Source organism: Rubrivirga marina, assembly GCF_002283365.1.
GTDB lineage: Bacteria > Bacteroidota > Rhodothermia > Rhodothermales > Rubricoccaceae > Rubrivirga > Rubrivirga marina.
The window spans coordinates 4,016,217-4,039,921 of record NZ_MQWD01000001.1 but is presented as its reverse complement, the minus strand read 5'-3'; the positions used below and the strand labels follow the sequence as shown (position 1 = coordinate 4,039,921).

At 71.9% G+C, this 23,705-nt stretch carries 22 protein-coding genes and 2 tRNA genes; 13 read left to right on the top strand and 11 right to left on the bottom strand.

The genetic code is table 11. The features are described from left to right. The first annotated feature begins 61 nt into the window (after positions 1 to 61). Together ileS and BSZ37_RS17235 are read left to right on the top strand one after the other, a co-directional pair. The gene (gene ileS, locus BSZ37_RS17240; RefSeq protein ID WP_095511741.1) at positions 62 to 3,328 is read left to right on the top strand and encodes an isoleucine--tRNA ligase; all 3,267 of its coding nucleotides are present in this window, start codon (positions 62 to 64) and stop codon (positions 3,326 to 3,328) included. 50 nt (positions 3,329 to 3,378) lie between these two features. Then, positions 3,379 to 3,978: a signal peptidase II gene (locus tag BSZ37_RS17235; RefSeq protein WP_095511740.1), complete on the top strand. Its 600-nt coding sequence runs from the start codon at positions 3,379 to 3,381 to the stop codon at positions 3,976 to 3,978. A gap of 56 nt (positions 3,979 to 4,034) precedes the next feature. Here BSZ37_RS17235 and BSZ37_RS17230 read toward each other — a convergent pair whose 3' ends face one another. Both BSZ37_RS17230 and BSZ37_RS17225 read right to left on the bottom strand, forming a co-directional pair. After that, on the bottom strand, positions 4,035 to 4,952 hold the full coding sequence (locus BSZ37_RS17230) for a DMT family transporter (protein WP_095511739.1): 918 nt from the start codon (positions 4,950 to 4,952) through the stop codon (positions 4,035 to 4,037). Between the two features lie 102 nt (positions 4,953 to 5,054). Beyond that, positions 5,055 to 5,564, bottom strand: a complete 510-nt coding sequence (locus BSZ37_RS17225) for an FxsA family protein (protein WP_095511738.1) — start codon at positions 5,562 to 5,564, stop codon at positions 5,055 to 5,057. A gap of 46 nt (positions 5,565 to 5,610) precedes the next feature. Between BSZ37_RS17225 and BSZ37_RS17220 the strand changes: the two genes are divergently transcribed. Continuing rightward, positions 5,611 to 6,240 (top strand): DUF6992 family protein, encoded by a 630-nt coding sequence (locus tag BSZ37_RS17220; RefSeq protein ID WP_095511737.1) that lies wholly within the window; start codon positions 5,611 to 5,613, stop codon positions 6,238 to 6,240. A gap of 101 nt (positions 6,241 to 6,341) precedes the next feature. Here the strand turns inward: BSZ37_RS17220 and BSZ37_RS17215 are convergent, their stop codons facing one another. The 3 genes from BSZ37_RS17215 to BSZ37_RS17205 all read right to left on the bottom strand — a co-directional run bounded on the left by BSZ37_RS17215 (position 6,342) and on the right by BSZ37_RS17205 (position 8,868). Beyond that, on the bottom strand, positions 6,342 to 6,953 hold the full coding sequence (locus BSZ37_RS17215) for a hypothetical protein (protein WP_095511736.1): 612 nt from the start codon (positions 6,951 to 6,953) through the stop codon (positions 6,342 to 6,344). A gap of 126 nt (positions 6,954 to 7,079) precedes the next feature. Next, positions 7,080 to 7,694: a response regulator gene (locus BSZ37_RS17210; RefSeq protein WP_095511735.1), complete on the bottom strand. Its 615-nt coding sequence runs from the start codon at positions 7,692 to 7,694 to the stop codon at positions 7,080 to 7,082. A 13-nt stretch (positions 7,695 to 7,707) separates the two neighbouring features. Further along, positions 7,708 to 8,868 (bottom strand): sensor histidine kinase, encoded by a 1,161-nt coding sequence (locus tag BSZ37_RS17205; protein WP_095511734.1) that lies wholly within the window; start codon positions 8,866 to 8,868, stop codon positions 7,708 to 7,710. Between the two features lie 225 nt (positions 8,869 to 9,093). Here BSZ37_RS17205 and BSZ37_RS17200 point away from each other — a divergent pair, with 225 nt between their 5' ends. After that, positions 9,094 to 9,789, top strand: coding sequence for a response regulator (locus tag BSZ37_RS17200; RefSeq protein ID WP_179299724.1), 696 nt, complete (start codon positions 9,094 to 9,096; stop codon positions 9,787 to 9,789). On the opposite strand, the gene BSZ37_RS17195 is transcribed toward BSZ37_RS17200, so the two are convergent. The 5 genes from BSZ37_RS17195 to BSZ37_RS17175 form a co-directional block, all read right to left on the bottom strand. Next, positions 9,723 to 10,274: a hypothetical protein gene (locus BSZ37_RS17195; protein WP_095511732.1), complete on the bottom strand. Its 552-nt coding sequence runs from the start codon at positions 10,272 to 10,274 to the stop codon at positions 9,723 to 9,725. The genes BSZ37_RS17200 and BSZ37_RS17195 overlap by 67 nt on opposite strands. A 9-nt stretch (positions 10,275 to 10,283) precedes the next feature. Beyond that, positions 10,284 to 11,459, bottom strand: a complete 1,176-nt coding sequence (locus BSZ37_RS17190; protein ID WP_095511731.1) for an NAD(P)/FAD-dependent oxidoreductase — start codon at positions 11,457 to 11,459, stop codon at positions 10,284 to 10,286. A 52-nt stretch (positions 11,460 to 11,511) separates the two neighbouring features. After that, positions 11,512 to 12,642, bottom strand: coding sequence for a GNAT family N-acetyltransferase (locus tag BSZ37_RS17185; protein WP_095511730.1), 1,131 nt, complete (start codon positions 12,640 to 12,642; stop codon positions 11,512 to 11,514). Between the two features lie 78 nt (positions 12,643 to 12,720). Continuing rightward, positions 12,721 to 14,037: an aminotransferase class I/II-fold pyridoxal phosphate-dependent enzyme gene (locus BSZ37_RS17180; RefSeq protein WP_095511729.1), complete on the bottom strand. Its 1,317-nt coding sequence runs from the start codon at positions 14,035 to 14,037 to the stop codon at positions 12,721 to 12,723. 256 nt (positions 14,038 to 14,293) lie between these two features. Beyond that, positions 14,294 to 15,421: a glycosyltransferase family protein gene (locus BSZ37_RS17175; RefSeq protein ID WP_179299723.1), complete on the bottom strand. Its 1,128-nt coding sequence runs from the start codon at positions 15,419 to 15,421 to the stop codon at positions 14,294 to 14,296. Between the two features lie 171 nt (positions 15,422 to 15,592). On the opposite strand from BSZ37_RS17175, the gene BSZ37_RS17170 reads away from it, so the two are divergent. The 5 genes from BSZ37_RS17170 to rfbC all read left to right on the top strand — a co-directional run bounded on the left by BSZ37_RS17170 (position 15,593) and on the right by rfbC (position 19,990). Then, positions 15,593 to 16,351 (top strand): WecB/TagA/CpsF family glycosyltransferase, encoded by a 759-nt coding sequence (locus BSZ37_RS17170; protein WP_095511727.1) that lies wholly within the window; start codon positions 15,593 to 15,595, stop codon positions 16,349 to 16,351. A 211-nt stretch (positions 16,352 to 16,562) separates the two neighbouring features. After that, complete coding sequence (locus BSZ37_RS17165) at positions 16,563 to 16,853, top strand: hypothetical protein (protein WP_095511726.1); 291 nt, start codon at positions 16,563 to 16,565, stop codon at positions 16,851 to 16,853. A 171-nt stretch (positions 16,854 to 17,024) separates the two neighbouring features. Then, entirely contained in the window at positions 17,025 to 18,104 is a 1,080-nt protein-coding gene (locus BSZ37_RS17160) for an NAD-dependent epimerase/dehydratase family protein (protein ID WP_095511725.1), read from the top strand. Between the two features lie 40 nt (positions 18,105 to 18,144). Further along, a complete protein-coding gene (locus BSZ37_RS17155) occupies positions 18,145 to 19,425 on the top strand; it encodes a class I SAM-dependent methyltransferase (RefSeq protein ID WP_095511724.1) in 1,281 nt (426 codons plus the stop codon). A 22-nt stretch (positions 19,426 to 19,447) separates the two neighbouring features. Further along, complete coding sequence (rfbC, locus tag BSZ37_RS17150; RefSeq protein WP_218830546.1) at positions 19,448 to 19,990, top strand: dTDP-4-dehydrorhamnose 3,5-epimerase; 543 nt, start codon at positions 19,448 to 19,450, stop codon at positions 19,988 to 19,990. 40 nt (positions 19,991 to 20,030) lie between these two features. Here rfbC and BSZ37_RS17145 read toward each other — a convergent pair whose 3' ends face one another. Next, on the bottom strand, positions 20,031 to 20,474 hold the full coding sequence (locus tag BSZ37_RS17145; RefSeq protein WP_179299722.1) for a glutaredoxin family protein: 444 nt from the start codon (positions 20,472 to 20,474) through the stop codon (positions 20,031 to 20,033). 160 nt (positions 20,475 to 20,634) lie between these two features. On the opposite strand from BSZ37_RS17145, the gene BSZ37_RS17140 reads away from it, so the two are divergent. From BSZ37_RS17140 to BSZ37_RS17125, 4 genes are all read left to right on the top strand, one after another. Beyond that, a complete protein-coding gene (locus BSZ37_RS17140; protein ID WP_095511722.1) occupies positions 20,635 to 21,993 on the top strand; it encodes a M16 family metallopeptidase in 1,359 nt (452 codons plus the stop codon). A 93-nt stretch (positions 21,994 to 22,086) separates the two neighbouring features. Next, entirely contained in the window at positions 22,087 to 23,358 is a 1,272-nt protein-coding gene (locus BSZ37_RS17135; RefSeq protein WP_095511721.1) for a M16 family metallopeptidase, read from the top strand. A gap of 89 nt (positions 23,359 to 23,447) precedes the next feature. After that, a tRNA-His gene (locus tag BSZ37_RS17130) sits at positions 23,448 to 23,521 on the top strand. Between the two features lie 33 nt (positions 23,522 to 23,554). Continuing rightward, positions 23,555 to 23,627, top strand: a tRNA-Glu gene (locus BSZ37_RS17125). Positions 23,628 to 23,705: the final 78 nt, after the last annotated feature.

Below are 23,705 nucleotides of genomic sequence, written 5' to 3'. Positions count from 1 at the left end.
CTTCATGTCGGCCGGTGGGCGAGCGGGGTAGCTTCCCGGCCCCGAGATCCGCACGTCCGACATGCCCCGCTATCCCGAGGTCGACCGCTTCGACCCCGTCGCCGTCGAGGAGGAGGTCCTGGCCCGCTGGGAGGCCGAGGACACGTTCCGCCAGTCCCTCGACATCCGCGAGGGCGCGCCCCACTTCGTGTTCTACGAGGGGCCGCCCACGGCCAACGGCAAGCCGGGCATCCACCACGTGATGGCCCGGACCATCAAGGACCTGTTCTGCCGCTACAAGACGATGCGGGGCTTCCGCGTCGATCGGAAGGCGGGGTGGGACACGCACGGGCTCCCGGTCGAGATCGAGGTCGAGAAGGAGCTCGGGCTGGAGGGCCGGCACCAGGTCGAGGAGTACGGCGTGGCCGAGTACAACGCGGCCTGCCGCGAGTCCGTCCTCCGCTACAAGGACCTCTGGGACGACCTGACCAAGCGGATGGGCTACTGGGTCGACCTCGACGACCCCTACGTCACGTTCGAGAACGACTACATCGAGTCGGTCTGGAATCTCCTCAAGCGGATCTGGGACAAGGGCCTCCTCTCGAAGGGCCACAAGATCCAGTGGTACAGCCCGGCGAATGGGACCGTCCTGTCGTCGCACGAGGTGTCGCTCGGCTACAAGGAGGTCCAGGACGTGTCGATCGTGGTCCGCGCCCACCTCGTCGAGGAGCCGCGGACGTCGCTGCTCGCGTGGACGACCACGCCGTGGACCGTCCCGTCGAACGTGGCGATGGTCGTCGGCGAGCGGATCCACTACGTCAAGGCCCGCCAGATGGTGGAGCAGGAAGATGGCTCCAAGGACGAGGAGTTCCTGATCGTGGCCAAGAGCCAGGCGTCGTCCATCCTCAAGGGCGACTACGAGGTCGTCCAGGAGATGACGGGCGCCGACCTCGTCGGGCTCCGCTACGAGCCGATGTGGGACCTCAGCGAGGACCTCACGGACGTCGACGGCTGGCGCGTCGTCTCGGCCGACTACGTCACGACAGAGGACGGCACGGGCATCGTCCACACCGCGCCGGCCTTCGGCATGGACGACTTCGCGACGGGCCAGAAGCACGGCTTCCCGACGCTCAACCCGGTCACGGCCGAGGGCCGCTTCGCCGACGACTTCCGCGGTATCGGCGGGATGTGGTTCAAGGACGCCGACCGCGCCATCATCCGCGACCTCGCCGCGCGCGGCCTCCTCTACCGCGAGGACAGCTACGTCCACAACTACCCGCACGACTGGCGGAAGGGGACGCCGCTGATGCAGTACCCGGTCGAGAGCTGGTTCATCCGGACGACCGAGATCAAGGACCGCCTCGTCGAGCTCAACCAACAGGTCAACTGGCAGCCGGAGGGCATTGGGACGGGCCGGTTCGGGCAGTGGCTCGAAAACAACGTCGACTGGGCGATTTCTCGAATGCGGTACTGGGGGACGCCGCTCCCGATCTGGGTGAGCGACCGCGACCCCGAACTCATCGAGGTGATCGGATCGATCGCCGAGCTCCGCGAGAAGGCTGGCGGGCACTTCCCGCGCGAGGCCCTCAACCCCCGCCTCGGCGACGACGGGCTCGACCTCCACCGGCCGTACGTCGACGAGATCACGTGGCCCGACGGCCAGGGCGGCACCATGCGCCGCGTGCCCGACCTCCTCGACGTGTGGTTCGACTCGGGCGCCATGCCGTTCGCCCAGTGGCACTACCCGTTCGAGAACGTCGAGCGGTTCGAGGCCAACGTCCCGGCCGACTTCATCGCCGAGGGCGTCGACCAGACGCGCGGGTGGTTCTACACGCTCCACGCCATCGCCGCGCTCGTCGACGACCGGCTGGCGTACAAGAACGTCGTCGTCAACGGGCTCGTCCTCGACGCCAACGGCGAGAAGATGTCGAAGTCGAAGGGCAACGCCGTCGAGCCCTTCGGCGCCATCGAGCGCCACGGCGTCGACCCGATCCGGTGGACGATGATGTCCGCGTCCCCGCCGTGGGAGGACCTCCGCTACTCGGACGCGGCCGTCGAGGAGACGACGCGGAAGTTTTTCGGGACGCTCGTCAACACCTACCGCTTTTTCGCGACCTACGCCGGCCTCGACGGCTACGTCCGCGACGCCGCCGAGGCGGTCCCGCTCGACCAGCGGACCGAGCTCGACCGCTGGATCGTGAGCCGGCTCCAGTCGACGCTCTCGGAGGCCGTCGAGGCCCTCGACGCGTACCACCCGACGCGCGCGACCCGCGCCGTCGAGGGCTTCGTCGACGACCTCTCGAACTGGTGGCTCCGCCGTTCCCGCCGCCGCTTCTGGAAGGGCGCCGACGACGCCGACAAGCGCGCGGCCTACGACACGCTCTGGGAGAGCCTGGAGGCCGTGTCCCGGATGATGGCGCCGGTCGCGCCGTTCGTGGCCGAGTGGCTCTACGAGGTGCTGGGTGGGCCCGCCTCGGTCCACCTCCAGGAGTACCCGGTGCCCGACGTGATGGCTCACGACGCCGAGTTGGAGGGCCGGATGGCGCTCGCCCGCGCGGTCACGACGGCGACGCTCGCCCTGCGCAACGAGGCCGCGATCAACGTCCGCCAGCCGCTCGCGTCGCTGCTCGTCGTGACCGGCGTCGGGGGCGTCGACGAGGCCGTGCTCCGGAGCGTGGAGGACGTGGTCCTCGACGAGGTCAACGTCAAGGCGCTCCAGACGGCATCGGGCGACTCGGGCGTCGTGGTCAAGAGCGCGAAGCCGAACTTCAAGGCGCTCGGCCGACGGCTCGGTCCGCAGATGAAGGAGGCGAACGCCGCCATCCGCCTGCTCGAGACGGACTCGGTCACGCGCTACGAGACGGAGGGGACGCTCGAGCTGCTGCTCCCGAGCGGGTCCGTCGTTCTCGAGCCTGGCGACCTCGAGGTCGTGTCCGAGGGCGTAGAGGGGCGCGTCGTGCGGCAGGAGACGCTCATCGATCCGAGCGGCGCGACGCTGGTCGTGACCGTCGCGCTCGACACGACGCTCGACGACGCGCTCCGGGCCGAGGGCGTCATGCGCGAGTTCGTCAACCGCGTCCAGCAGCTCCGCAAGGAGGCCGGCTTCGACGTGGCCGACCGGATCGCCGTCGAGTTCGCCCCGACGCCGGCCCTGGCCCGCTACGTCGGCCTCGGCGCCGAGGCGGGGGGAGCCGGAGCGACCGGGGGGCTGGCTCCGGCCTTCGCCGATCCGGTCCGCGCCGAAACCCTGGCCGAGTCGCTCGTCGTCTCAGAGACGCCCGCTGGCGACCTCGTCCGCGACGTTGAGATCGGCGGCGAGTCGTTCCCCGTCGCCGTCCGCAAGCTCTAGGACCCGCCCGTCCCTTTCCGCCCGTTGGGCGCCCTCACCCGACCGAATCCATGCGCGTCCTCTGGGCCACGTTCGCCCTCGTCGTCGTCGACCAGATCACCAAGCTGGTCGTCAAGTACAACATGGAGCTCGGGGAGTCGATCCCCGTCGTCGGGCAGCTCTTCCGGTTCACGTTCACCGAGAACCCGGGCATGGCGTTCGGGCTGACGGTCGGGAGCAAGCTGTTCCTGACGCTGTTCTCGATCGCGGCGACGGTCCTCATCTTCGTGTACCTCCGGCGCGTGCGGTGGGCGCCGTTCGGGTACCGGATGGCCCTCGCGCTCGTGCTCGGCGGCGCGCTCGGGAACGTCATCGACCGGGTGTTCTACGGCGTCGCGTTCGGCGAATGCCCGCCGTCGCCGCCCGACTCGTACCGCCTGTTCTACGGCTGCGTCGTCGACTTCATCCACTTCGACGTGTACCAGGGCCAGATATTCGGGCGGAACGTGGCCCTGTTCCCCATCGGCAACATCGCCGACGTTGCGATCATCGCCGGGGTGGTGCTGATCTTGCTCACTCAGGGCCGTTTCCACGAGGCCATGCAGGCGCGCGAGGCGACGGCCACGGTGCCCGATCCGGAGCCGGCCACGGAGCCCTCGCCCGAAGCGTAGCGAGAGCCCACGCCGGCCGGGCCTCCGTGTCGGCGTCGTCGGGGAGTCGGACCGCCTCAGCCTGAGCGCGCGCGGCGGACCACGAGGAGCACGCTCGACACGACGAGCGTGGCGCCCAGCAGGCTCAGGCCGTCGATCGGGTCGTGGAGGACGAGGGCGCCCCACACGAACGCCAGCACGACCTGGAGGTAGCCGATCGACGACGCCGTCCCGGCCTCGAGCCGGGCCATCCCCTTCGTCAGCCCGACCTGCCCGGCGTGGGTCGCGAGGCCGATGCCGAGGAGGAGCGGCCAGTCCCAGCCCGTCGGCCAGACCCACGTGCCGCCGAGCGCGAACGGCGCCGCCCCCGCGAGCCCGATCCACGAGAGGTAGAAGATGATGGTCATCGGCCGGTCGGTCTGGCGGAGCTTCCGGACGAACGTGTACGCGAACCCGGAGAGGACCGCCGCGCTCCCCACGGCCGCGACGCCCCACCCGTCGAGCGCGGCGTCGGCGCCGAACAGCGCGCTCGGCTTGGCCACGAGCACGACGCCGGCCAGCGACAGGAACGTCCCGAGGAGCACGATCGGGCGGAGGCGCTCGCCGAGAAGGAGTGCCGCGACGAGCCCGGTCCACACGGGGGCGGTGTACTGGATCGTGACGGCGTCGCCGAGGGGCAGCCGGCTGATGCCGATGTAGAACAAGCTCAGCGCCACGGCGCCGAAGACGCCGCGGAGCGCCAGCGTTCGGTGGTCGACGCCCAGCGGGGAGACGCCCGCGTGGCGGAGAGCGGCGACCGTGACGGCCGTCATGAAGGCCGACCGGACGAACACGATCTGCATGGCCGGGAACGTCGCCGAGGCCAGCTTGACGCCCAGCCCCATGAGGCTGAACCCGAGCGCGGCGCCGAGCATGTTGGCGACCCCCCACGTCCGCTCGCGGCGGAGGTCGGCGTCGGACAGGGCCGCGTCGGCGGCCGGCGGGGAGGGCGGCATGCGGCGGCAACGGCGCGGCGCGGCTCCCGTTCGGTGCGGCCGCGCGATTGACGCGACCCTCACGCGCCGACGACCGTCCCCATCCCCTCGCCGAGGCGGGCGCTACCGCGTGGGAGAGTCGGCCTCGGTGGGCGTGCCGGAGCCGTCGTCGATCACCTCGGCGTCTTCGACCACGGGCGGACGGGCCGCGCCGAACGGCCCGAACGGCGTGCCCGTTGGCCCGCCTGCGACCACGCGGACGCTCCCGCTTCGGACGGCGCGCTCAAACCGTTTCTTGATGCTGCGACGGGCGATCGCCCGCGTCGGCGGGAACAGGCCGAGGAGGCCGGCGACGTCCGTCAGGAATCCCGGCGTGAGGAGGAGCGTGCCGGCCACCAGAATCACGACCCCGTCGATGAGCTCGGGCCCCGGGACACCGCCCGTCGCCAGCTTCTGCTGGACGCGCCGCCACGCCGCCGTCCCCTCCCGCCGCGCGAGCCACGACCCGACCACGGCCGTCAGCACCACGATGCCGACGGTCGGGAGCAGCCCGATCCGCTCGCCGACCGTGACGAGCAGGGCGAGGTCCACGAGCGGGACGATGAGGAACAGCAGGAGGAGGCGGCCGAACACGGGCGGGCAGGTGGGGTTGGAGCGAACGCGCCCTCCCCGAACCTCCGTGCCTCCGTCCCGGGTCCGCCCATTTCTCGTTGCGGCCGCTCTTCTGACGTTCGTCCCGGTCGCCGCCGGCCAGTCCGGCCTCTCGGGGCCCGACGTCGAGGCGCTCTCCCAGGCGCTCCGCACGGACCAGCAGGCCCACCTGTGGCGCGTCGGCGCGTGGGGGCTGGCGAACGCCGTCGGTGGCGCGACGCTGGTCTTGGCGTCGGATCGGGGTGACCAGCCGGGACGGTGGGCGTTTGGGCTCCAGTCGGGCGCGTGGGGCGTCGTGAACGTAGGCATCGCCACGGTCGGGCTCATGTCCGGCCTCGGGGATGTCTCGGCAGACTGGGCGCAGGCGTTCGCCACCGAGAACGGCTACGCGGACGTGCTCCTCCTCAACCTCGGTCTCAACGTGGGGTACGCGGCGGTCGGCGGCACGCTGTTGGCCGTCGCCGGCCGTGGCGTCGCGAACCCGGCGGCGTGGCGTGGGCACGGCGCCGCACTCGTGCTCCAGGGCGCCGGGCTGTTCGTCCTCGACGGCGTCGCGTATCTCGGCACCCGCGACCGCCTCGGCGCGCTGACCGAGGTCGCCAGCCGGGTGGACCTCGCCGTGTCCGGGTCGGGCATCGTTCTGGTCCTCCCGCTCTGACCGCCTTGGCGCCGAGGCGGACGACCTCGACAGAACGGAGCGAGGCCCCGCTGCCGAGCAGCGGGGCCTCGCGAGACCGTGCGGTGGGCCCGTCGGGGCCGTTACCGGAGCGGGCGCCCGAAGGCCTGGGCGGTGACGTCGACCGGTTGCGGCGCGTCGAACCGGACGCCCTGCGGGGCCGGCGTGTCGAGGCCGACCAGCGTGAACGTCACGTCGGAGACCTCGATGACCTCGCCCGAGGGAAGCGTGAACGGGGTGGTGTCGCCGTTGGTGAGGTCGTTGTTGTAGTCCTTGGCGATGATCCAAGACCCGTCGCGCCAGACGTAGTGCCACGAATCGGGGCCCTCCGCGGCCGCGCCAGCGACGACTGGCTCGCCACCGTCGGTCGTCGACTGGGCGACCATGACGCCGTGGGCGAAGTAGGAGACCACGACGGTTTCGGGCTTGATCTCGCCGGGGACGTATGCGAGCTCATAGCCGGCGCTCGTGCGAGTCGATCGGAGCGTCAGGTCGTCGACGCCGACGTCGAGCGCGACGTCGAACGACTCCCCCTGGCGGAGGGGCGTGAGGTCGTACAGGACGTCGCCCGTGGGCGCGGCCTGGACGTCGAGGCGGACGGTCTCAGCCGTGTCCGAAGCGGTGGGGGCCGTGTCACACCCGGCGAAGAGGACGCCGAAGGCGGCAAGGGCGAGGAGGCTATAGCGTGGGCGCATGGTGGGGGCGTGAGCGTGAGGCACTAGAGCCTACCCCCTTCTAGCACCGACACAATGGCGCGCGACTCGTGATTTCCGTAGTACCCACGCACCAAGCTCGAGACGAGACCCGCTCAGGGCGGTTGGTTACACGAGCCCGTGCTCCCACGCCCAGGCGACGGCCTGCCTCCAAGAGGATACGCCGAGCTTCTCGTACGCCGCGGACACATGGTTCCGAACGGTGTTGGGGGAGATCCCGAGTTCGTCGGCGATCTCGTTGTTGTCGCGTCCCCGGGCCATCAGCCGGACGACGTCGAGTTCCCGGTCCGAGATGGGGATGTCGACGGGGTTCGGCGGCGTGATGCTCACGAACCACCGGCCCTCGCCGCGGGCGACGGCCTCGACGGCCTCGGCCACGAGCGACATGGGCTTGTCCTTCGTGACGTACCCGGCCGCGCCCGCCTGGAGCATGGCCGTGACGTAAGCCGCGTCGTCGTAAGCGGAGTAGGCCAGGACACGGGTCGGGACGGCGAGTTCGCGGAGGCGCTCGGCCACGGCGATCCCGTCCATCCCCGGCATCTCCATGTCGAGAAGCACCACGTTCGGCTCCAGCCGCTGGCAGATCTCCACGCCGCGCTCCCCATCCGACGCCTCCGCGACGACCTCGATGCGGCCGGTCTGCTCGAGGACGGCGCGGACGCCGGCGCGGAGGGCGGGGTGATCGTCGATCAGGACGGTGCGGACTGGCGGGACGGCAGACATGATCCAGACCGGGCTAGGCGGGGACGAAGTGGCGCGGGCGATGGACCGGCGGGTCCGAGAGGCCCATACGGCGGAGGTCGGGAAGAGTGACGCGAACGTGGGCGCCTCGGCCGTCGAGTCCGTTGGAGTCCATGACGAGGGTGCCGCCGATGGCCGCGACGCGTTCGTGCATGCCGACGAGGCCGAAGTGGCCGTCATCGGCGAGCGCAGCGAAGTCCGGCAGAGTGGTCGCCCAGGGGAAGCCTTCGCCGTTGTCCTGGATGTCGAGCACGATGGGGCCCCCGGCTTCCGGTAGATCGAGGCGGACTAAGATTCGGGAGGCGTTGCCATGTTCGATCGCGTTCGTGATCGACTCTTGGGCGATGCGGAAGAGGGCCGAGCGTGCGACGTCGGGGATCGCGTTCGGCCCCGTGTCGTCCTCGTCCAGATCGAGGGCGACCGCCACGTCCTTGTGCCGCTCCTTCACCCGGTTCGCGTGGGCGGAGAGGGCTGCCGCGAGCCCAAACCGGCCGAGAGCCGGCGGTCGTAGCCCCTCAGCGATCGCGCGGAGCTCGCGTGCGATGCGGCCTGCCTCCTCCCCGAGCACATCGTTCTGTGTACCGGAGAGAAGCCGCAGCGCGTGGACATCTTGGAGTGGGCCGTCGTGGAGCTCGCGTGCGATCCGCGTCCGCTCGGCTTCACGAGCATGCAGGGCGCGCTGTCGGGAAGCTGCCTCCTCCGCCAAGCGCCTCCGTTCCTTCCGCGTCAGGGCAATGCCGACAACCGTGCCGCCAGTCCCCAGAAGAGCGATTGTCCCTAGGACTGCCAACCAGATGGGGAGGCCCTGGTCGAATTGGAGCCGCAAACGCTCACGTTCGAGATGAAAACCAAACTGGCGTGAAGGTGGTCCGTCGCTGTTCGCCTCCTGCATCCGCTCGAGGATCAACGACATCGTCGCTTCGGATAGGCTCATCTCAGAGCGCGCAGAATCCGGCATCACAGGCGGCCCGTCCCTGGGATCGATCGGTCCGGTGGCCTTTCCCATATCCTCGATGCGGACGACCCCGTTCTCGATCACCTCAAACCGGAACAGGGTGTTTGTCTGTCCATCGAGACCGGATCCGGCCACAACCACACCGCCCGAACTCGATTGAGCCAGAGCGGGCAGACTCATGATCCACGCGGCGAAGAGCAAGCTGAGCGCAGCGAGGCAGCGAACTGATGGGAGACGAGGGGCCGGGCGGGGCACAGTGGGTGGGGTCGGGGGAGGAAGGTAGTCGGACCGGCGCCCTCCCGGGCGTCTGTTCCGGGGGCTAGGGCACTAGTGCAGGAAGCACAGCCGCGATCCCGGGCCACGCCCATGGCACACCCAGGGCAGCGGGATACACTGTGGCACTCGCACGAATCGGCCCACGAATCGATGAACACCCCACTCCGTGTCGTCCTCGCCGAGGATCACACGCTCCTCCGGGCCCTGCTCCGGTCCACCCTCGGGGCCTCCCCGGGCATCGAGGTCGTCGGGGAGGCGGCCACGGGCACCGAGGCCGTCCGCCTCGTCCGGTCCGTCCAGCCCGACGTCCTCGTCCTCGACGTCGAACTGGCCGGCGGGATCGACGGCGTCGAGGTGGCCGCGCGGGTCGCCGCCGGGTCCTGTCGCGTCCTCGCGTTCTCGTCCCACAACGACCCCGTCCACGTGGCCCACCTCCTCCGGGCCGGCGCCGCCGGGTACCTCTCGAAGGAGGCGCCCGTTTCGGAGATCGCTGAGGCAATTTGGGCAGTCGCTGCAGGCGAGAGCCGGTGGTTCGCCGCTGCCCTCGACACGCCTGCGCTCCTGACGGCCGACGAGTCGGAGGCGCTCCGGCACTTCGCGACGGGCGGTCGGCCCGAAACGCTCGCGCTCTCCCTCGGGACGAGCGCGGAGTCAGCCATGGAGGTTCTCTCGGGACTCTACGTCAAGCTCGGCGCCAGCTCGTGGTACGAGGCGCTCGCGCACGGCTGGGGCCTCGGGCTCATCCGCTCCAGCCGCGTGAGCGAGGACCGGGGCCACGCCTATTCGATCCGCTCGAACGTGCCGGGGCACGCGAGCGCCGCCAGCGTCGGGTCGTACGGGCTGTAGTATGTGTAGACGATCTCGCGGCCCGGCGCCGAGTCGCGCGTGAACGTGCACGTGGCGATGCGCGCGGTCGTCGGGCAGGCGCCGGCGGAGAACGACGCGTCGGGCGCGCTCGCGCACTGGGCGCGGGCGGTCTCGGGCGTCCAGCCGTCGCCGGTGTAGGTGAAGCAGAAGCTCTCGGTCCGGCGGACGTCGCAGTTTCCGGCGGGGCCCTGCGGCACGGGCGTCGGAGGGGAGGGGCGCGGGGCCGGGTCCGGCCGCCTCGACGGCGGCGTCGGAGGAATCTCGACGACGGTCTCCGGCGGCTCCGTCGTGTCGAACACGGCCTCGGCCGCGTCGAACGGCGTCGGCGGCGTCGCGACCCGGGGGGTGTCGGTCCGGACCTCTGCCGAGGCGGGGGCGGCCGCCTCAGTCGGGGGGGGCGAACGGTCCCCCGACTGGCAAGCTGCGACGGCGAGGAGCAGGAAGAGGGAGAGCCGGGGGGGCATGCCCGAAGTCTAGCCCCGGCCGGACGCGCTCCGGGCGTCCCAGTGGCCGTCGTACGAGGCCCCGCCGCGATACCGGTCGATCCAGCGGCGGTCGACCGCGTGCTTGAGGCGGAGGACGGGCCCGTTGTGGAGCGCGACGGGCCCCGCCAGCCACCACGCGGTCGGCTCGCCCGTCGAGACGAGGAGGGGGGCGACGGGGTAGGGGCGGAACGGCTGGAGCCCGGCGCCCGCCGGATCGCGCCGGTCGGCGAGCGCCGCGAGCGCGCGGGCCACGTTCTCGCGGAGCACCGGCCCCTGCTTCACGGCGTGGACGCCGATCCGCGCCAAGTCTTCGTGGCCCTCCACCGCTGCGGCGTCGCCGGCCACGAAGATCCGCCCGTCCGACACGGACCGGAGGCCGCGGTCGACCCGCGCGAAGCCCCGTTCGGTGACGGCCAGTCCGGCCTCGCCGAGCAGCGGGCTACCGACCGACCCCGTGGCCCAGAGCACGGCGTCGGCCGGCAGCGTCTCGCCGGACCGGAGCCGGACGCCGTCAGTGTCGGCCGTCTCGACCTGGCTCCCGAGGCGGAGGGTGGCGCGGCGTTGGCGGAGCGCGTCGGCGGCCCAGGCGCCGAACCGGGCGGGGAGGCCGGAGCACAGCCGGTCGGCCGGTTCGACGACCATGACCCCCAGTGTGCCGAGGCCGGGCCGGGCGGTCACATTGAGCGCCACCTCGACGCCCGCCGCGCCTCCGCCGACGATCACGAGCCGGCGGTCGGCGCCGTCCGAGGCGTCCTCCTCCAGGAACCGGCCGAGGTCCTCGATCCGCCACAGCGGCTTCGTCCGAACGGTCCCGTCTCCCTCGTCCCGCCCCGGGTTGACCGCGCCGATGTCGATCGCCAACACGTCGTAGCGCTCGCGACGCCCGTCGGCGAGTTCGACCTCTCGGGCGTCGCGGTCGATGGCGACGGCGCGGCCGACCTCGAACCGGACGCCCTCGCGTTCGCAGATCGGCCCGAGCGGGACCGTCACGTCGGCGCGAGTATAGACGCCGCCGAGCCACTCGGGCGTCATCCCCGAGTACCACAGCTCCGGCCGGTCGGAGACGAGGACGACCTCGGCCCCGGCCGCTTCGGCGAGCTTTCGGGCGTGGGCGAGGAGCGGCAGGCTCGCGTGGCCGCCGCCGACGATCAGCAACGTCGGCATCAGGAGAGAGAGGGGAGGGGGCTCCTATCCCGCGTCCCGCGTCCCCGGTCCCTCACAGGCTCGCCTCGAACATCGCGTACTCCTTGTCCCGCGTGCAGCCCAGCTTCTCGAGCGCGTTGATGAGCGGCTTGTTGACGTCGAGGACCCACGACAGCTCGGCCGCCTGGTACCCGTCGCGCTGGCCGTTCACGATCGTGTGGTGGATGAGGAGCGCGTCGAGGCCGAGGTTCCGGTGCTCCGGGAGGACGCCCATCAGCGCCATCCGGATCTCGTAGACGCCGCCGAGCTTCCACGTGCCCAGCACCTTCGGCAGACCCAGCGAGGCGAGCCGGCCGCGCGGCAGGTGCTTCAGCGCCTGGTTCAGGTTCGGCAGCGAGGCGGCGAACGCGATGGGCTCCCCGTCGAGCTCGGCGAACAGGAACAGGTCCTCTTCGATCACCGGCTTCATCTCCTTGGCGAGGTGGAGGGCCTCGGGCTCGGTGTACGGCACGTGGCCCCAGTTCTCGGCCCACGCCCGGTTGTAGATCCGCATCGCCGCCGCGACATCTTCGTCGAACTGCTTCGGATCGAGCGAGCGGACCGTGATCCCCGGATTCCGGCGCTGGACGATCTGCGCCCCCCGCTCCATCCGGTCCTTGTTGATGTACGCCTCGTGGACGTAGAACGCCCACATCGTCATGGCCCGCGCGAAGCCCCACCGCTCGAGGAAGCCCTCGTAATACGGGAAGTTGTACGGGAGGAGGATCGACGGGGGCCGGTCGAAGCCGCCCACGAGGAGCCCGGCCACGTCGTTCATGGTCGGGTTCGTCGGCCCCCGGACGCCCGTGAGGCCGCGCTCGCGGAGCCACCCGGCCGCGGCGTCGAGGAGCGCCTCGGCCACGGCGTAGTCCTCGACCACGTCGAAGAAGCCGAAGAAGCCGTTCCCGTCGGCGTACTTCGTGAGGTGCTGCCCGTTCTCGATGGCCGCGATCCGCCCGACGACCTCGCCGCCGCGCTCAGCCAGGAACCGCTCGACGGCCCCGTGCTCGAAGAAGGGGTTCTTCGTCGGGTCCAGCACGTTCTTCTGGTCCATCCGCAGCGGCGGGACGAAGTGCCGTTCGCCCGCGTAGAGGCCGTACGGGAAGTCGAGGAACGCCTTTCGGTCGGCGGCAGAGCGGACGGGGCGGACGGTGACGTCGGGCATGGGGCAGAGGGGAGCCGGCCCGAAGCTAGCGCCCGCCGCCCATCGGCCCCCGCCGCCTCGGGGCCGAGGCGGGCAGAGCTAGGCCCGCCCGTTCGTCATCGCCGGCCCGGGCTTGCCGCCGGGCGCGATGATCCCGTGCTTCAGCCCGACCTGCTCGAACGCGTCGAGGACCGTCTGGAGCTCGGCGTCGGTGTGCGTCGCCATGTAGCTCGTCCGCATGAGCGACTGGCCCTTGGGGACGGCCGGCGGGATCACGGCGTTGGCGAACACGCCCGCGTCGAGGAGGTCCTTCCAGAACTCGAAGCACCGGTACATCTCGCCGATGACGACCGGGATGATCGGCGTCTGCGAGGCCCACACGTCGAAGCCCAGCGCCCGGAACCCGTCGCGCATGAAGTCCGAGATCTCCTGGAGCCGGTCGAGCCGCTCGGGCTCCGTCTCGAGGATGTCGAGGCAGGCCAGGACCGTCGCCACGGCCGAGGGCGGCATCGAGGCCGAGAAGATGTGGGTCGAGGCCGTGTGGCGGACGTACTCGATCACGGTCTCGTCGCCCACGGCGAACCCGCCGAGCGACGAGAAGCTCTTCGAGAACGTCCCCGTCGTGAGGTCGACCCGGTCCTCCAGCCCGAACACGCTCGCCGAGCCGCGCCCGCCGTCGCCGACGACGCCGACGGCGTGGGCGTCGTCGAGCATCAGCGCCGCTCCGAACTCCTCGGCGAGGGCCACGAGCTCCGGCACCTTCGCGAGCGTCCCCGACATCGAGAACACGCCGTCGGTGACGATGAGCTTGCCCGCCTCGGGCCGCTCCTCGGAGGTCCGCTGGAGGAACGTCCGGAGGTGGTCGAGGTCGTTGTGCCGGTAGCGGACGGTCTCGGCGGCCGAGACCTGCTGGCCGGCCAGGATGCAGGCGTGGTTGTCCTTGTCGGAGAAGATGACGTCGCCGCGCTGGGCCACCGACTGCAGCAGGCCCTGGTTCGTCATGTAGCCGGTCGAGAACAGGACGCAGGCCTCCTTCCGCATGAACGCCGCGAGGCGCTCCTCGAGCTCGAGGTGGAGGTCGAGCGTGCCGTTCAGGAAGCGGCTCCCCGTGCACCCCGTCCCGTACCGGTCGACGGCGTCCTTCGCCGCCTGCACCACGCGCGGGTCGCTCGTCAGGCCGAGGTAGTTGTTCGACCCGGCCATGATGGTCTCCCGGCCGTCCATCACCGCCCGGCTCCCCTCGTTGACCTCGATGGCCCGGAAGTAGGGGTAGAGCCCGGCCTCCGTGACCTTGACGTAGTCGCCCTCCGGGTCGAAGAAGCGGGTGGCCTTGTCGAAGACCGAGGCCTTGGGCCGCGACGCGGGGTCGGGCGTGGGGCCGGTCGGCTGCTGGCCGTGGAAGTCGGGGAGGGTCATGGGCGAGGGCCGGGGCGGCAACCGCTGAAGATACCCGCGGCCTCCGCCGGGCCGCCGCAATACCCGGTGAAGGGGCCGGGCGGGGCGTGTGGGGTCGGGAGATGGGAACGGGCAGAGACGCGTACCCGTGCCCCTGAGTGGTTCTCGAGGCGCTCACGAACTGACTACAGGACCAGAGTCGGGAGCTTCCTGACGACTCGGGCCTGCTCGGCCACGGTCCCATCTCCCTCGCCCACATCCCCGCCAGCGGAACGAGCTAGGCCGCCTCGGCGAGCGGTTCGGGAACGGCGCAGCGGGGGGCGATGCCGAGGACCCGCTCGATCGCGTCGGCGGCCTGCTCACGGCCGACGGCCCCATCCGAAGTTGCGCCCCGCCGGTATGCCTCGGCGCGGTCCAAGAAGCCTCGGAGGGCCTTGGCCGTGAGGTCGCCGAACACGGCCTCGCCACGCCCCTGGTCACGGAGCGCCAGCGCGTTGACGGTCTGTTCGAAGAACCCGGCGTTGGGCAGGGCGAGCACGGGCTTGCCGAGGTGGAGCGCCTCGGACAGCAGCGTGAAGCCGGCCGTGGCGACGACGGCGCGGCACGCGGCGAGGTCGGCCAGGAAGCCGGCGCGCGACGGCGCGCGAAGGCGGACGCCCTCCGGGGCCTCCATGTCGGGGTCGAGCCCGTACACGTCGGCGGGCACGCGGACCTCGGCGAGCGCGTCGAGGAGGGGGGTCATGCCGTCGCCCTCGTTGACGTAGACGAGGAGCCGGCCGCCGGCGCGCGACCGGGCCGCCAGCACGTCGTTGCGGAGGATCGGCGGGACGAACACGGCGTCGCTCCCGGCCCGCGGTGGCGGGAAGAAGAACGACGGGACGACCTGTGCGGCCGGTCCGGGCGGGGCGAGGATGCCGATGCCGAGGGCCGTCCCGAGCGCGGCCGGGAGGTGGCGGAGCGGTGCGCGCGGCCGGGCCTCGGTCAGCACGAGCTGGTGGCTGAGGGCGACGACCGGCACGCCGACCGACGCGGCGGCTCGCCCGACGAACGGCTCGTGGTCCGCCACGACCACGTCGGCGCCGACGCGCTCCAGCCAGCGGGCCGCCTCGGCGATGATCTCGGGGCTCCGCCACGTGAGGTCGAGGTTGGCGCGGGCCGTGGCCAGCATCCGAACGCGGTTGCGGCGGAGGACCTGTCGGAGGCCGGGCACGCGGTAGACGGCGCCCGCCTCCGACAGCCGGTCGGCGGCCGGCGTGTCGGCGGCGAACGAGACGCGGTGGCCGCGCGGGCGGAGGGCCTCGGCGACGGCGCGCGCGCGTGACGAATGCCCGCGGCCGTGGCCGCAGAGCGCGTAGACGACGTGGGCCAGCGGGGAAGAGGGGCAGCGAGAAGGGGAGTCAATCAACCCGCCGCCGGGAGGGGCCGTTCCGGCGGCGCGATCGAACTCCGGGATCTCCCGCCCCGGTCGTTCACTTCCCCGAGGTGGGCAGGCTCCGTGACGCAGGGGGGCTCGGGAGGGGGGCAGGGCGCCTGCGGACCGGGATTCGCCCGTGTCGGGTCGTCCCCACAGATTCCCATGTCCGCCATCTCGATCCTCGGCGTCCGCTTCGACGCGCGCTCGACCGGCCAGTCCGCCGACCAGATCCTCGACTGGGCCCGCGCCGGCGAGGCCCGCTACGCCTGCTTCTCCAACGCTCACAGCGTCGTCGAGGCCCTTGACGACCCCTCGTTCGCCGACGCGCTCAACCGCGCGGACCTCAACCTGCCCGACGGGATGAGCATCGTGCGCGAGATGCGCGCGCGCGGCGGGGACCAACCGGACCGCGTCTACGGTCCGGACACGATGCTGGAAGTCGCGCGGCGCGCGGCCGGGGACGCCGTACCGGTCGCGCTCTACGGCTCGTCGCCGGAGGTCATCGATCGGCTCCGGCGGCGGCTCCCGCTGCGCGCGCCGGGCCTCCGGATCGTCGAGGCCATCTCGCCGCCCTTCCGTCCCCTCAGCCCTGAGGAAGACGAGGCCGACGTCCAGAGGCTCCGCGACTCCGGCGCCCGGATCGTGTTCGTCGGACTCGGGTGTCCGCGTCAGGAGCGGTGGTGCGCCGACCACGCCGACCGCATCGGCGCGGTGTGCCTCGGTGTGGGGGCCGCCTTCGACTTTCACGCGGGGCTGCTTCGGCAGGCGCCGGCCGTCCTCCAGCAGGCGGGGCTCGAATGGGCGTTCCGGCTGGCGATGGAGCCCCGGAGGCTCTGGCGCCGCTACAGCCGCGTCGTCCCGCGGTTCGTCCTCTCGACCGCCCGAGAGCGAGTCCTCCAGCCGTCTCCGTCGCTCACGTGAGACGCTCGCCCCGTGGAGGACGGTCTCTCATTTGCCCTTGAATAGTGCTCCTGTCACGGTCGGAGAGGGCCCCAGGATCTACTGGGTATAGTGGAAGTCGAGCGAGAGAGTAGGGACGGGATACGTGGCACGTTGGGAACACATGCTAGAGAAGGGGTATCATGGAATACGGAAGCGACACGGACTTCCGCACTCCACACCACCTATCACCATGGCGAAAGCCCGCACATCCCGCAAGAGCACCCCGTTCGAGTTCGAGACCCTCTCCTCGAAGGAGGCCGTCGAGCGTCGCAGCGCACGGGGGACCCGCCGTAGCAAGTATTCGCCCATCGGCGACCAGTTCAAGGAGCTTGGGGAGGACAAGGTCCTCGCGTTCCAGGCGAGCAAGAACGAGGTCCAGGGCGTCCGCAACTACATGCGGCGCAACTTCGAGGGCAAGCACAAGGTCAACAGCCGCCGCGTCGACGACGACAAGTACGAGGTCCACATCTCGCGGGCCTGACCGCGATCGACCCCAGCCCTCGGGGCCGTCCGGACGATCCGGGCGGCCCCGTTTCGTTTCGGATCGGGTGGGACGTCCGGGAACGGTCGCGTTCGGTCTGGGGCGACTAGAGGGCGCGCGCCGCAGGTGGAACGGTCTTGGCCCGAGCGCCCGCCGTCCCCTCTGGTTCTCATGCGCATCCTCCTCACGGGCCACGACGGCTACATCGGCACCGTCCTCGCTCCGATCCTCCGCGACGCCGGACACGAGGTCCGCGGCCTCGACGCCGGTCTGTTCTCGGCGTGCGCCTTCGGCCTCCAGCCCGATCCCGTCCCCGGCGTCCGTCGCGACGTCCGCGATGCGATCCCCGCCGACCTCGACGGGTTCGACGCCGTCGTGCACCTCGCGAACCTCTCGAACGACCCGCTCGGGAACCTCCGGCCCGGCCTCACGGAGGCCATCAACGCCGACGCCAGCGTCCGCCTCGCGACCCTCGCACGGGAGGCCGGCGTGTCGCGGTTCGTGTTCGCCTCCTCCTGCAGCCTCTACGGCGCGGCCGGCCAGGACGCCGTGACCGAGACGGCGGCCTTCCGCCCCGTCACGCCCTACGGCCAGGCCAAGGTCGACGCCGAGGCGGGCATCCGGCCGCTCGCGAGCGACGGCTTCTCGCCGGTCTACCTCCGCAACGCGACGGTCTACGGCGTGAGCCCGCGGCTCCGGTTCGACCTCGTCGTGAACAACCTCACGGCCTGGGCGGTGTCGACCGGCGCCATCCGGATGAAAAGTGACGGGACGCCCTGGCGGCCGCTCGTCCATGTCGAGGACGTGAGCCGGGCCGTGCTCGCGGCGCTGGAGGCGCCCCGCGAGGCCGTCCACGACGAGGCGTTCAACGTGGGGCGCGAGGGCGAGAACTACCAGATCCGCGACGTGGCGACGATCGTGGGAGACGAGGTCCCCGGCTGCGAGGTCACGTTCGCCGACGGCGCCTCGCCGGACACGCGCTCGTACCGCGTGAGCTTCGCCAAGATCGCCGAGCGCCTGCCCGACTGGCGCCCGACGTGGACCGTCCGCGACGGCGTGCGCCAGGTGCGCGACGCCCTGGAAGGGCTCGACCTCCCGCCGGAGGTCTTCGAGGGGCCGCGCTACTCGCGGATCGCCCATCTCGAGAGCCTGTTGGCCTCCGGCGCGCTCGCGCCCGACCTCCGCCGGACGACCTGGCCCGCCTCGGGCGACGGCGCGGCCACCCCGGCGCCCGCCCTCGCCAACGCCTAGCCCGGTCCGCCCTCGCCCCGCGTCGCTTCCTCCCGGTCCCATGCAAGTCCTCGACTCCGTCCGTGCGCTCCCCGCCGACGTCCCCGACCAGGGCTTCCCGTGCCGCTCGTGCGGGACGCCGCTCCGCTATTCGATGGTCGACCTCGGGTCGAGCCCGCCGTGCCAGAATGTGGTGCGGCCCGAGGAGCTGATGCAGGGCGAGACGTACTACCCGCTCCACGCCTTCGTTTGCCACGAGTGCTCGCTCGTGCAGATCGACGAGGTCGTTCCGCCAGAGGCCATCTTCGAGGGGGAGTACGCCTACTTCTCGTCGTACTCCGACTCGTGGGTCGCCCACGCCGAGCGCTACGTCGCGGCCGTCGCCGAGCGGTTCGGGCTAGGGACGGACTCGCTGATGGTCGAGGTCGCGTCGAACGACGGGTACCTCCTCCAGCACGCCGTGGCGCGGGGCATCCCGTGCCTCGGCGTCGAGCCGGCCGCCAACGTCGCCGAGGCGGCCCGGGCCAAGGGCGTGCCCACCCGCGTGGCCTTCTTCGGGGAGGACGAGGCCCGGGCCATGCGCGCCGAGGGGCTCCGCGCCGACGTCATCGCGGCCAACAACGTGCTCGCGCACACGCCCCACCTCAACAGCTTCGTCGCCGGCCTCGCGGTGCTCCTGGCTGACGCGGGCGTCGTCACGGCCGAGTTCCCCCACCTCGTGCGACTGGTCGACCACAACCAGTTCGACACGATCTACCACGAGCACTTTTCGTACCTGTCGTTCACGGCCGTTGAGCGCGTGTTCGAGCGGCACGGACTCGTCCTGTTCGACGTGGAGGAACTGCCGACGCACGGTGGGTCGCTCCGCATCTACGCCCGCCACGCGGCCGACGCCTCGAAGCCGCTGACCGCCCGCGCGATCGAACTCAGAGCCCGCGAGCAGGCCTGGGGCGTCGACGACCTCGCGACGTACGCCCGGTTCGCGGAGCAGGTGCGCGAGACGAAGCGCGGCCTCCTCGACTTCCTGATCCGGGCCCGCCGCGACGGCAAGACGGTCGTCGGCTACGGCGCGCCCGGCAAGGGCAACACGCTCCTCAACTACTGCGGCATCCGGACCGATCTCTTGGACTACACCGTCGACCGGAACCCGTACAAGCAGGGGACCTACACGCCCGGCGCCCGCATCCCCGTCCACGCGCCGGAGCGGATTTTTGAGACCCGCCCGGACTACGTGCTCATCCTGCCGTGGAACCTCCGCGACGAGATCTCGGCCCAGATGGCCGGCATCCGGGAGTGGGGCGGCCAGTTCGTCGTGCCGATTCCGGAGATCGAGGTCTTTTGATCGTCTGGGGCTGGGGCACCGGATGATCGACCCCCGAGACATGAACCTGGAGCCAACGAAGATCCCCGGCTGCGTCGTCGTCCGTCCGGAGCGGCACGCGGACGACCGAGGGCACTTTGCGCGGACGTGGGACGGCGCGGTGCTGGCGGAGGCCGGGCTGAACGGGGTGGTCGCGCAGTGCTCGGTCTCGTACAACGCCGCCGCTGGCACGCTGCGCGGGATGCACTACCAGGCGGCGCCGTACGAAGAGGCGAAGCTCGTCCGCTGCACGCGCGGGGCGCTCTACGACGTGTGCCTGGATCTTCGGCCGGGCTCGCCGACGTTCCGCCAGTGGCACGGCGAGACGCTGACGGCCGAGAACGGCGTCGCGCTGTACGTGCCCGAGGGCTGCGCCCACGGCTTCCTCACGCTGGAGGACGCGACGGAGGTGTTCTACATGATCTCGGCGCCGTACGCGCCCGACGCCGGCCGCGGCGTGCGGTGGGACGACCCGGCGTTCGGGATCGAGTGGCCCGCCGAGGTCCGCGTGATCCACCCGCGCGACGCCGGCTACCCGTGGGTCTGACCCCGCCCGCCTCGGTGCCGAGGCGGGCGGGGCCGGCCCATCAGTCGTAGCCGCCCTTGTCGAGCATGTCGCGGGCGATGTCCTCGTTCCAGCCCTCCATCACGCTCGTCCCGACGGCCACGAGCGGGATGCCGCCGGTGCCCCCGCGGGCCTGGTACTCGCGCGCCCCGGCCTCGTCCTTCTCGATGTCGACGACCTCGTGCGGGATGTCCTCGGCCGCCATGTACTCACGCGCGGCGCGGCAGTACGGGCACCACTCCGTGACGTAGAGGACGACGGCGGCCTTCCCGTCGGCCGTCGTCGTATTGACGAGGGCGTCGGGGGGAGGCGCGGGCTGGGTGCCCGGCGGCGGAGGCCGGTCCGGCATCGGGGCCGGGGCGACGCCCTCGGCCGTGGGCTCGGCGGCGCCGACGGGCTGTCTCGGCTCCAGCTTGCAGCCGGCCAGCACCGCGAGGGCGAGGACGAAGAGGAGGGGGGCGCGCATGGTGGGGGGAGGTCGTCGGAGAGAAGGTATCGGCGGGGAGGCCGCCCGGCTTGTCTCCTCATATGACGACGCAGCCCCGTGCGTTCGCACCCGAGTCGGGCGGGGGGCCGGGATCCGCGGCGGAGGCGGACCGTCGTACGCGGCCCCAGTCCCCGACTGCATGCCGTCCGCAGAAGTAGACCTCGAGACCGACGCCCCCGTCGATCACGCCGCCTTCGAGTTCGTCCGGGCCGCCGGCGGCGTCGAGGAGTACCGCCACCGGAACGGGCTGACGGTCCTGCTGGCCCCCGAGGCCGCCGTGCCCGTCGTCGCCTTCCAGGTGACGTACCGCGTCGGGAGCCGGAACGAGGGGGCCGGGCTGACGGGCGCGACGCATCTCTTGGAGCACCTCATGTTCAAGGGCTCGGAGCGGTTCAACCGCGACCTCGGCACGAGCGTGTTCCAGGTGCTCCAGTCGCTCGGCGGCCAGATCAACGCGACGACGTGGTACGACCGGACGAACTACTACGCGCTCCTCCCGAGCGAGCACCTCGAGAAGGCCGTCGAGATCGAGGCCGACCGGATGCGCGGCGCGCGCGTCCGCGACGAGGACCTCGCGAGCGAGCGGACCGTCGTGCTCAACGAGCTCGACCGGGGCGAGAACGAGCCGCTCCGGAAGCTGCTCCACGCGACCTACGCGACGGCCTTCCACGCCCACCCCTACGGTCACCCCGTCATCGGCTGGCGGAGCGACGTCGAGACCGTCACGGCCGAGGGCCTCCGCCACTTCTACGACACCTACTACTGGCCGCAGAACGCGACGGCGACCGTCGCCGGCCAGTTCGACCGGGCCGAGGCCCTCGACCTGCTCGACCGGCACTTCGGGCCGCTCGCCGCCGGCCCCGAGGCGGCCCCGGACGCGCCCGAGCCGCTCGTCCACCGCCCGTTCGACGCGGCCGTGACCCGCGAGCCCGAACAGCGCGGCGAGCGGCGGGTCGTGGTCCGCCAGGCCGGCGAGCTCGGCGCCGTGCTCCTCGCCTACAAGGCCCCCGCCGGCCTCGACGACACCGCCGACGCCCTCGACGTGCTCGTCCAGGTCCTGGCCGCCGGCAAGAGCGGCCGGCTCTACCGCGCGCTCACGGACGCGGGGCTGTCGACGTCGGCCAGCGCGTACTTCCCGCGGCTCCGCGACCCCGGCCTGTTCATCGCCTACGCCACGCTCGCGCCCGACGTGGCCCACGACGCCGCCGAGGCGGCCCTCCAGGCCGCGCTCCAGGCCGTCGCCGACGACGGGGTCACCGACGCCGAGCTCGCCCGCGCCCGCCGCCAAGTCGTCGCCGACGAGGCCTTCGGTCGCGACGGACCGTACGCCGTCGTCTCGCAGATCAACGAGGCGGTCGCCGTCGGCGACTGGACGCTCTTCGCAGACTACCGCGACCGGATCGAGGCCGTCTCCGCCGCCGACGTCCAGGCCGCCGCCGCGTCGGTCCTCGACAACGACCGCTTGACGGTGGCGTGGTACGTGCCGGACGAGGCGTAGCCCCGCCTCGGCCCGCGCTCCCCCGAGGCGGGCAGTCCCGGCCGGATCACCGCCCGGCCCGCCGCGTGTAGCCCTCCTGCTTTCCCCTCTGATTTGTCCGACGTCCACCTCGCCCCCCGCGTTCACGACGCCACCGCCGGCTCAGCCCGGCTGCTCCTCCTCCACACCGGCGTCCGCGACGTGGTCAGCTTCCGGGGCTCGTTCGAGGCGGCGCCCGACCTCGGCGCGGCCGACGACGTGGTCCAGTCGCTCGTGGCGAACCTCCTCGACAAGGGGACCCGGACCCGCGACCGGTTCGAGATCGCGGAGGCCCTCGAAGGCCGCGGGGCCCAGGTCTCGTTCTACTCCGACGGCCTCCGGATGGGCTTCGCCGGCCGCGCCCTCCGCGACGACCTCGCTGACGTCATCGCCATTCTCGCCGAGCAGCTCCGGACGCCGGCCCTCGACGCCGACGAGGTCCAGAAGGCCGTCGTCCGCGCCATCGCGGGCGTCCGGCGGTCGCTCGAGTCGACGGGGTCGCAGGCGTCGGGCGCGCTCGCACGGCGGCTCTACGGTCCGGCCCACCCCAACTACGCGCTCGCGCCGGAGGCCGAGCTCCAGGCCGTCGAGGCCGTCACGCCCGAGGCCGTCCGCCAGTACCACGCCGACCACGTCGGGTCCGACGGGCTGACGATCGCGTTCGTGGGCGACGTGGACCCCGAGGCCGTCGAGGCCGCCGTCGCGGCGTCGCTCGGCGACTGGCCGCCGCACGGGCGGTCCCCCGTCTTCGACGCCGAGGCGGCCCCTGAGCCGCCGGGCCGGACGGTCGTCGAGATGGCCGACCGCCGCAACCTCGACGTCCGCCTCGGGCACGCCGTCGACCTCCGCCGCGACAGCGACGACTTCCTCGCGGCGTTCGCCGGCGTGTTCGCCCTCGGCGGCAACTTCTCGGGCCGGCTCATGCAGACGGTCCGCGACGAGCAGGGGCTGACGTACGGGATCGGCGCGTCGCTGGGCGGGCCGAGCGTCCGCCACGACGGGCACCTCCGTGTCAACGTCACGCTGAGCCAGGAGAACCTCGACCGCGGCATCGCCGCGACGCGCGCCGAGGTGGAGGCTTTCGTGGACGAGGGGGTGGGGGAGGAGGCCCTCGCCGCCACGCGGACGACGCTCGCCGGCCAGCACGTCGTGGCCCTCGCGACGACGGCGGGCGTCGCTGCGCGGCTCCTCGTCAACGCCGAGCGCGGGTTCGACGTCGGCTACCTCGACCGCTACCCGGACCTCGTCCAGGCGCTCACGACCGACGAGGTCACGGCCGCCGTCCGCCGCCACCTCCGTCCGGCTGACCTCCACGAGACGATCGCCGGTACGCTCCCGGAGTCGTGACGAGCGTGCTTCGCGGATTTTCAATCGGGCTCCCAAAGCGGACGCCGACGCCGCGCGTACCTTTTCGGTCCGTTCCTTAACGGGACACGGAGGCTATAGCTCAGTTGGTTAGAGCGCCAGGTTGTGGCCCTGGAGGTCGTGGGTTCAATTCCCACTAGTCTCCCCGCCGCTCCGCCTTCGGGTGCGAGCGGCCCCTGCCGCGTTCGTCTAGGGGTTTAGGACGCCGCCCTTTCACGGCGGTAACACGGGTTCAAATCCCGTACGCGGTACCCCGCCCGGCGCCTCCTTGGCGGCGGGCGTTTGTTGTGAGCCCTCCTCGGCGCCGAGGAGGATGCCGGCCCGCGTGG

What these genes read in the sequence shown, in the direction of transcription:
- ileS (WP_095511741.1), top strand. Translation starts at nt 62, where the DNA reads ATGCCCCGCTATCCCGAGGTCGACCGCTTCGACCCCGTCGCCGTCGAG.
- BSZ37_RS17235 (WP_095511740.1), top strand. Translation starts at nt 3,379, where the DNA reads ATGCGCGTCCTCTGGGCCACGTTCGCCCTCGTCGTCGTCGACCAGATC.
- BSZ37_RS17230 (WP_095511739.1), bottom strand. Translation starts at nt 4,952, where the DNA reads ATGCCGCCCTCCCCGCCGGCCGCCGACGCGGCCCTGTCCGACGCCGAC.
- BSZ37_RS17215 (WP_095511736.1), bottom strand. Translation starts at nt 6,953, where the DNA reads ATGCGCCCACGCTATAGCCTCCTCGCCCTTGCCGCCTTCGGCGTCCTC.
- BSZ37_RS17210 (WP_095511735.1), bottom strand. Translation starts at nt 7,694, where the DNA reads ATGTCTGCCGTCCCGCCAGTCCGCACCGTCCTGATCGACGATCACCCC.
- BSZ37_RS17200 (WP_179299724.1), top strand. Translation starts at nt 9,094, where the DNA reads ATGAACACCCCACTCCGTGTCGTCCTCGCCGAGGATCACACGCTCCTC.
- BSZ37_RS17195 (WP_095511732.1), bottom strand. Translation starts at nt 10,274, where the DNA reads ATGCCCCCCCGGCTCTCCCTCTTCCTGCTCCTCGCCGTCGCAGCTTGC.
- BSZ37_RS17190 (WP_095511731.1), bottom strand. Translation starts at nt 11,459, where the DNA reads ATGCCGACGTTGCTGATCGTCGGCGGCGGCCACGCGAGCCTGCCGCTC.
- BSZ37_RS17185 (WP_095511730.1), bottom strand. Translation starts at nt 12,642, where the DNA reads ATGCCCGACGTCACCGTCCGCCCCGTCCGCTCTGCCGCCGACCGAAAG.
- BSZ37_RS17180 (WP_095511729.1), bottom strand. Translation starts at nt 14,037, where the DNA reads ATGACCCTCCCCGACTTCCACGGCCAGCAGCCGACCGGCCCCACGCCC.
- BSZ37_RS17170 (WP_095511727.1), top strand. Translation starts at nt 15,593, where the DNA reads ATGTCCGCCATCTCGATCCTCGGCGTCCGCTTCGACGCGCGCTCGACC.
- BSZ37_RS17165 (WP_095511726.1), top strand. Translation starts at nt 16,563, where the DNA reads ATGGCGAAAGCCCGCACATCCCGCAAGAGCACCCCGTTCGAGTTCGAG.
- BSZ37_RS17160 (WP_095511725.1), top strand. Translation starts at nt 17,025, where the DNA reads ATGCGCATCCTCCTCACGGGCCACGACGGCTACATCGGCACCGTCCTC.
- BSZ37_RS17155 (WP_095511724.1), top strand. Translation starts at nt 18,145, where the DNA reads ATGCAAGTCCTCGACTCCGTCCGTGCGCTCCCCGCCGACGTCCCCGAC.
- rfbC (WP_218830546.1), top strand. Translation starts at nt 19,448, where the DNA reads ATGATCGACCCCCGAGACATGAACCTGGAGCCAACGAAGATCCCCGGC.
- BSZ37_RS17145 (WP_179299722.1), bottom strand. Translation starts at nt 20,474, where the DNA reads ATGCGCGCCCCCCTCCTCTTCGTCCTCGCCCTCGCGGTGCTGGCCGGC.
- BSZ37_RS17140 (WP_095511722.1), top strand. Translation starts at nt 20,635, where the DNA reads ATGCCGTCCGCAGAAGTAGACCTCGAGACCGACGCCCCCGTCGATCAC.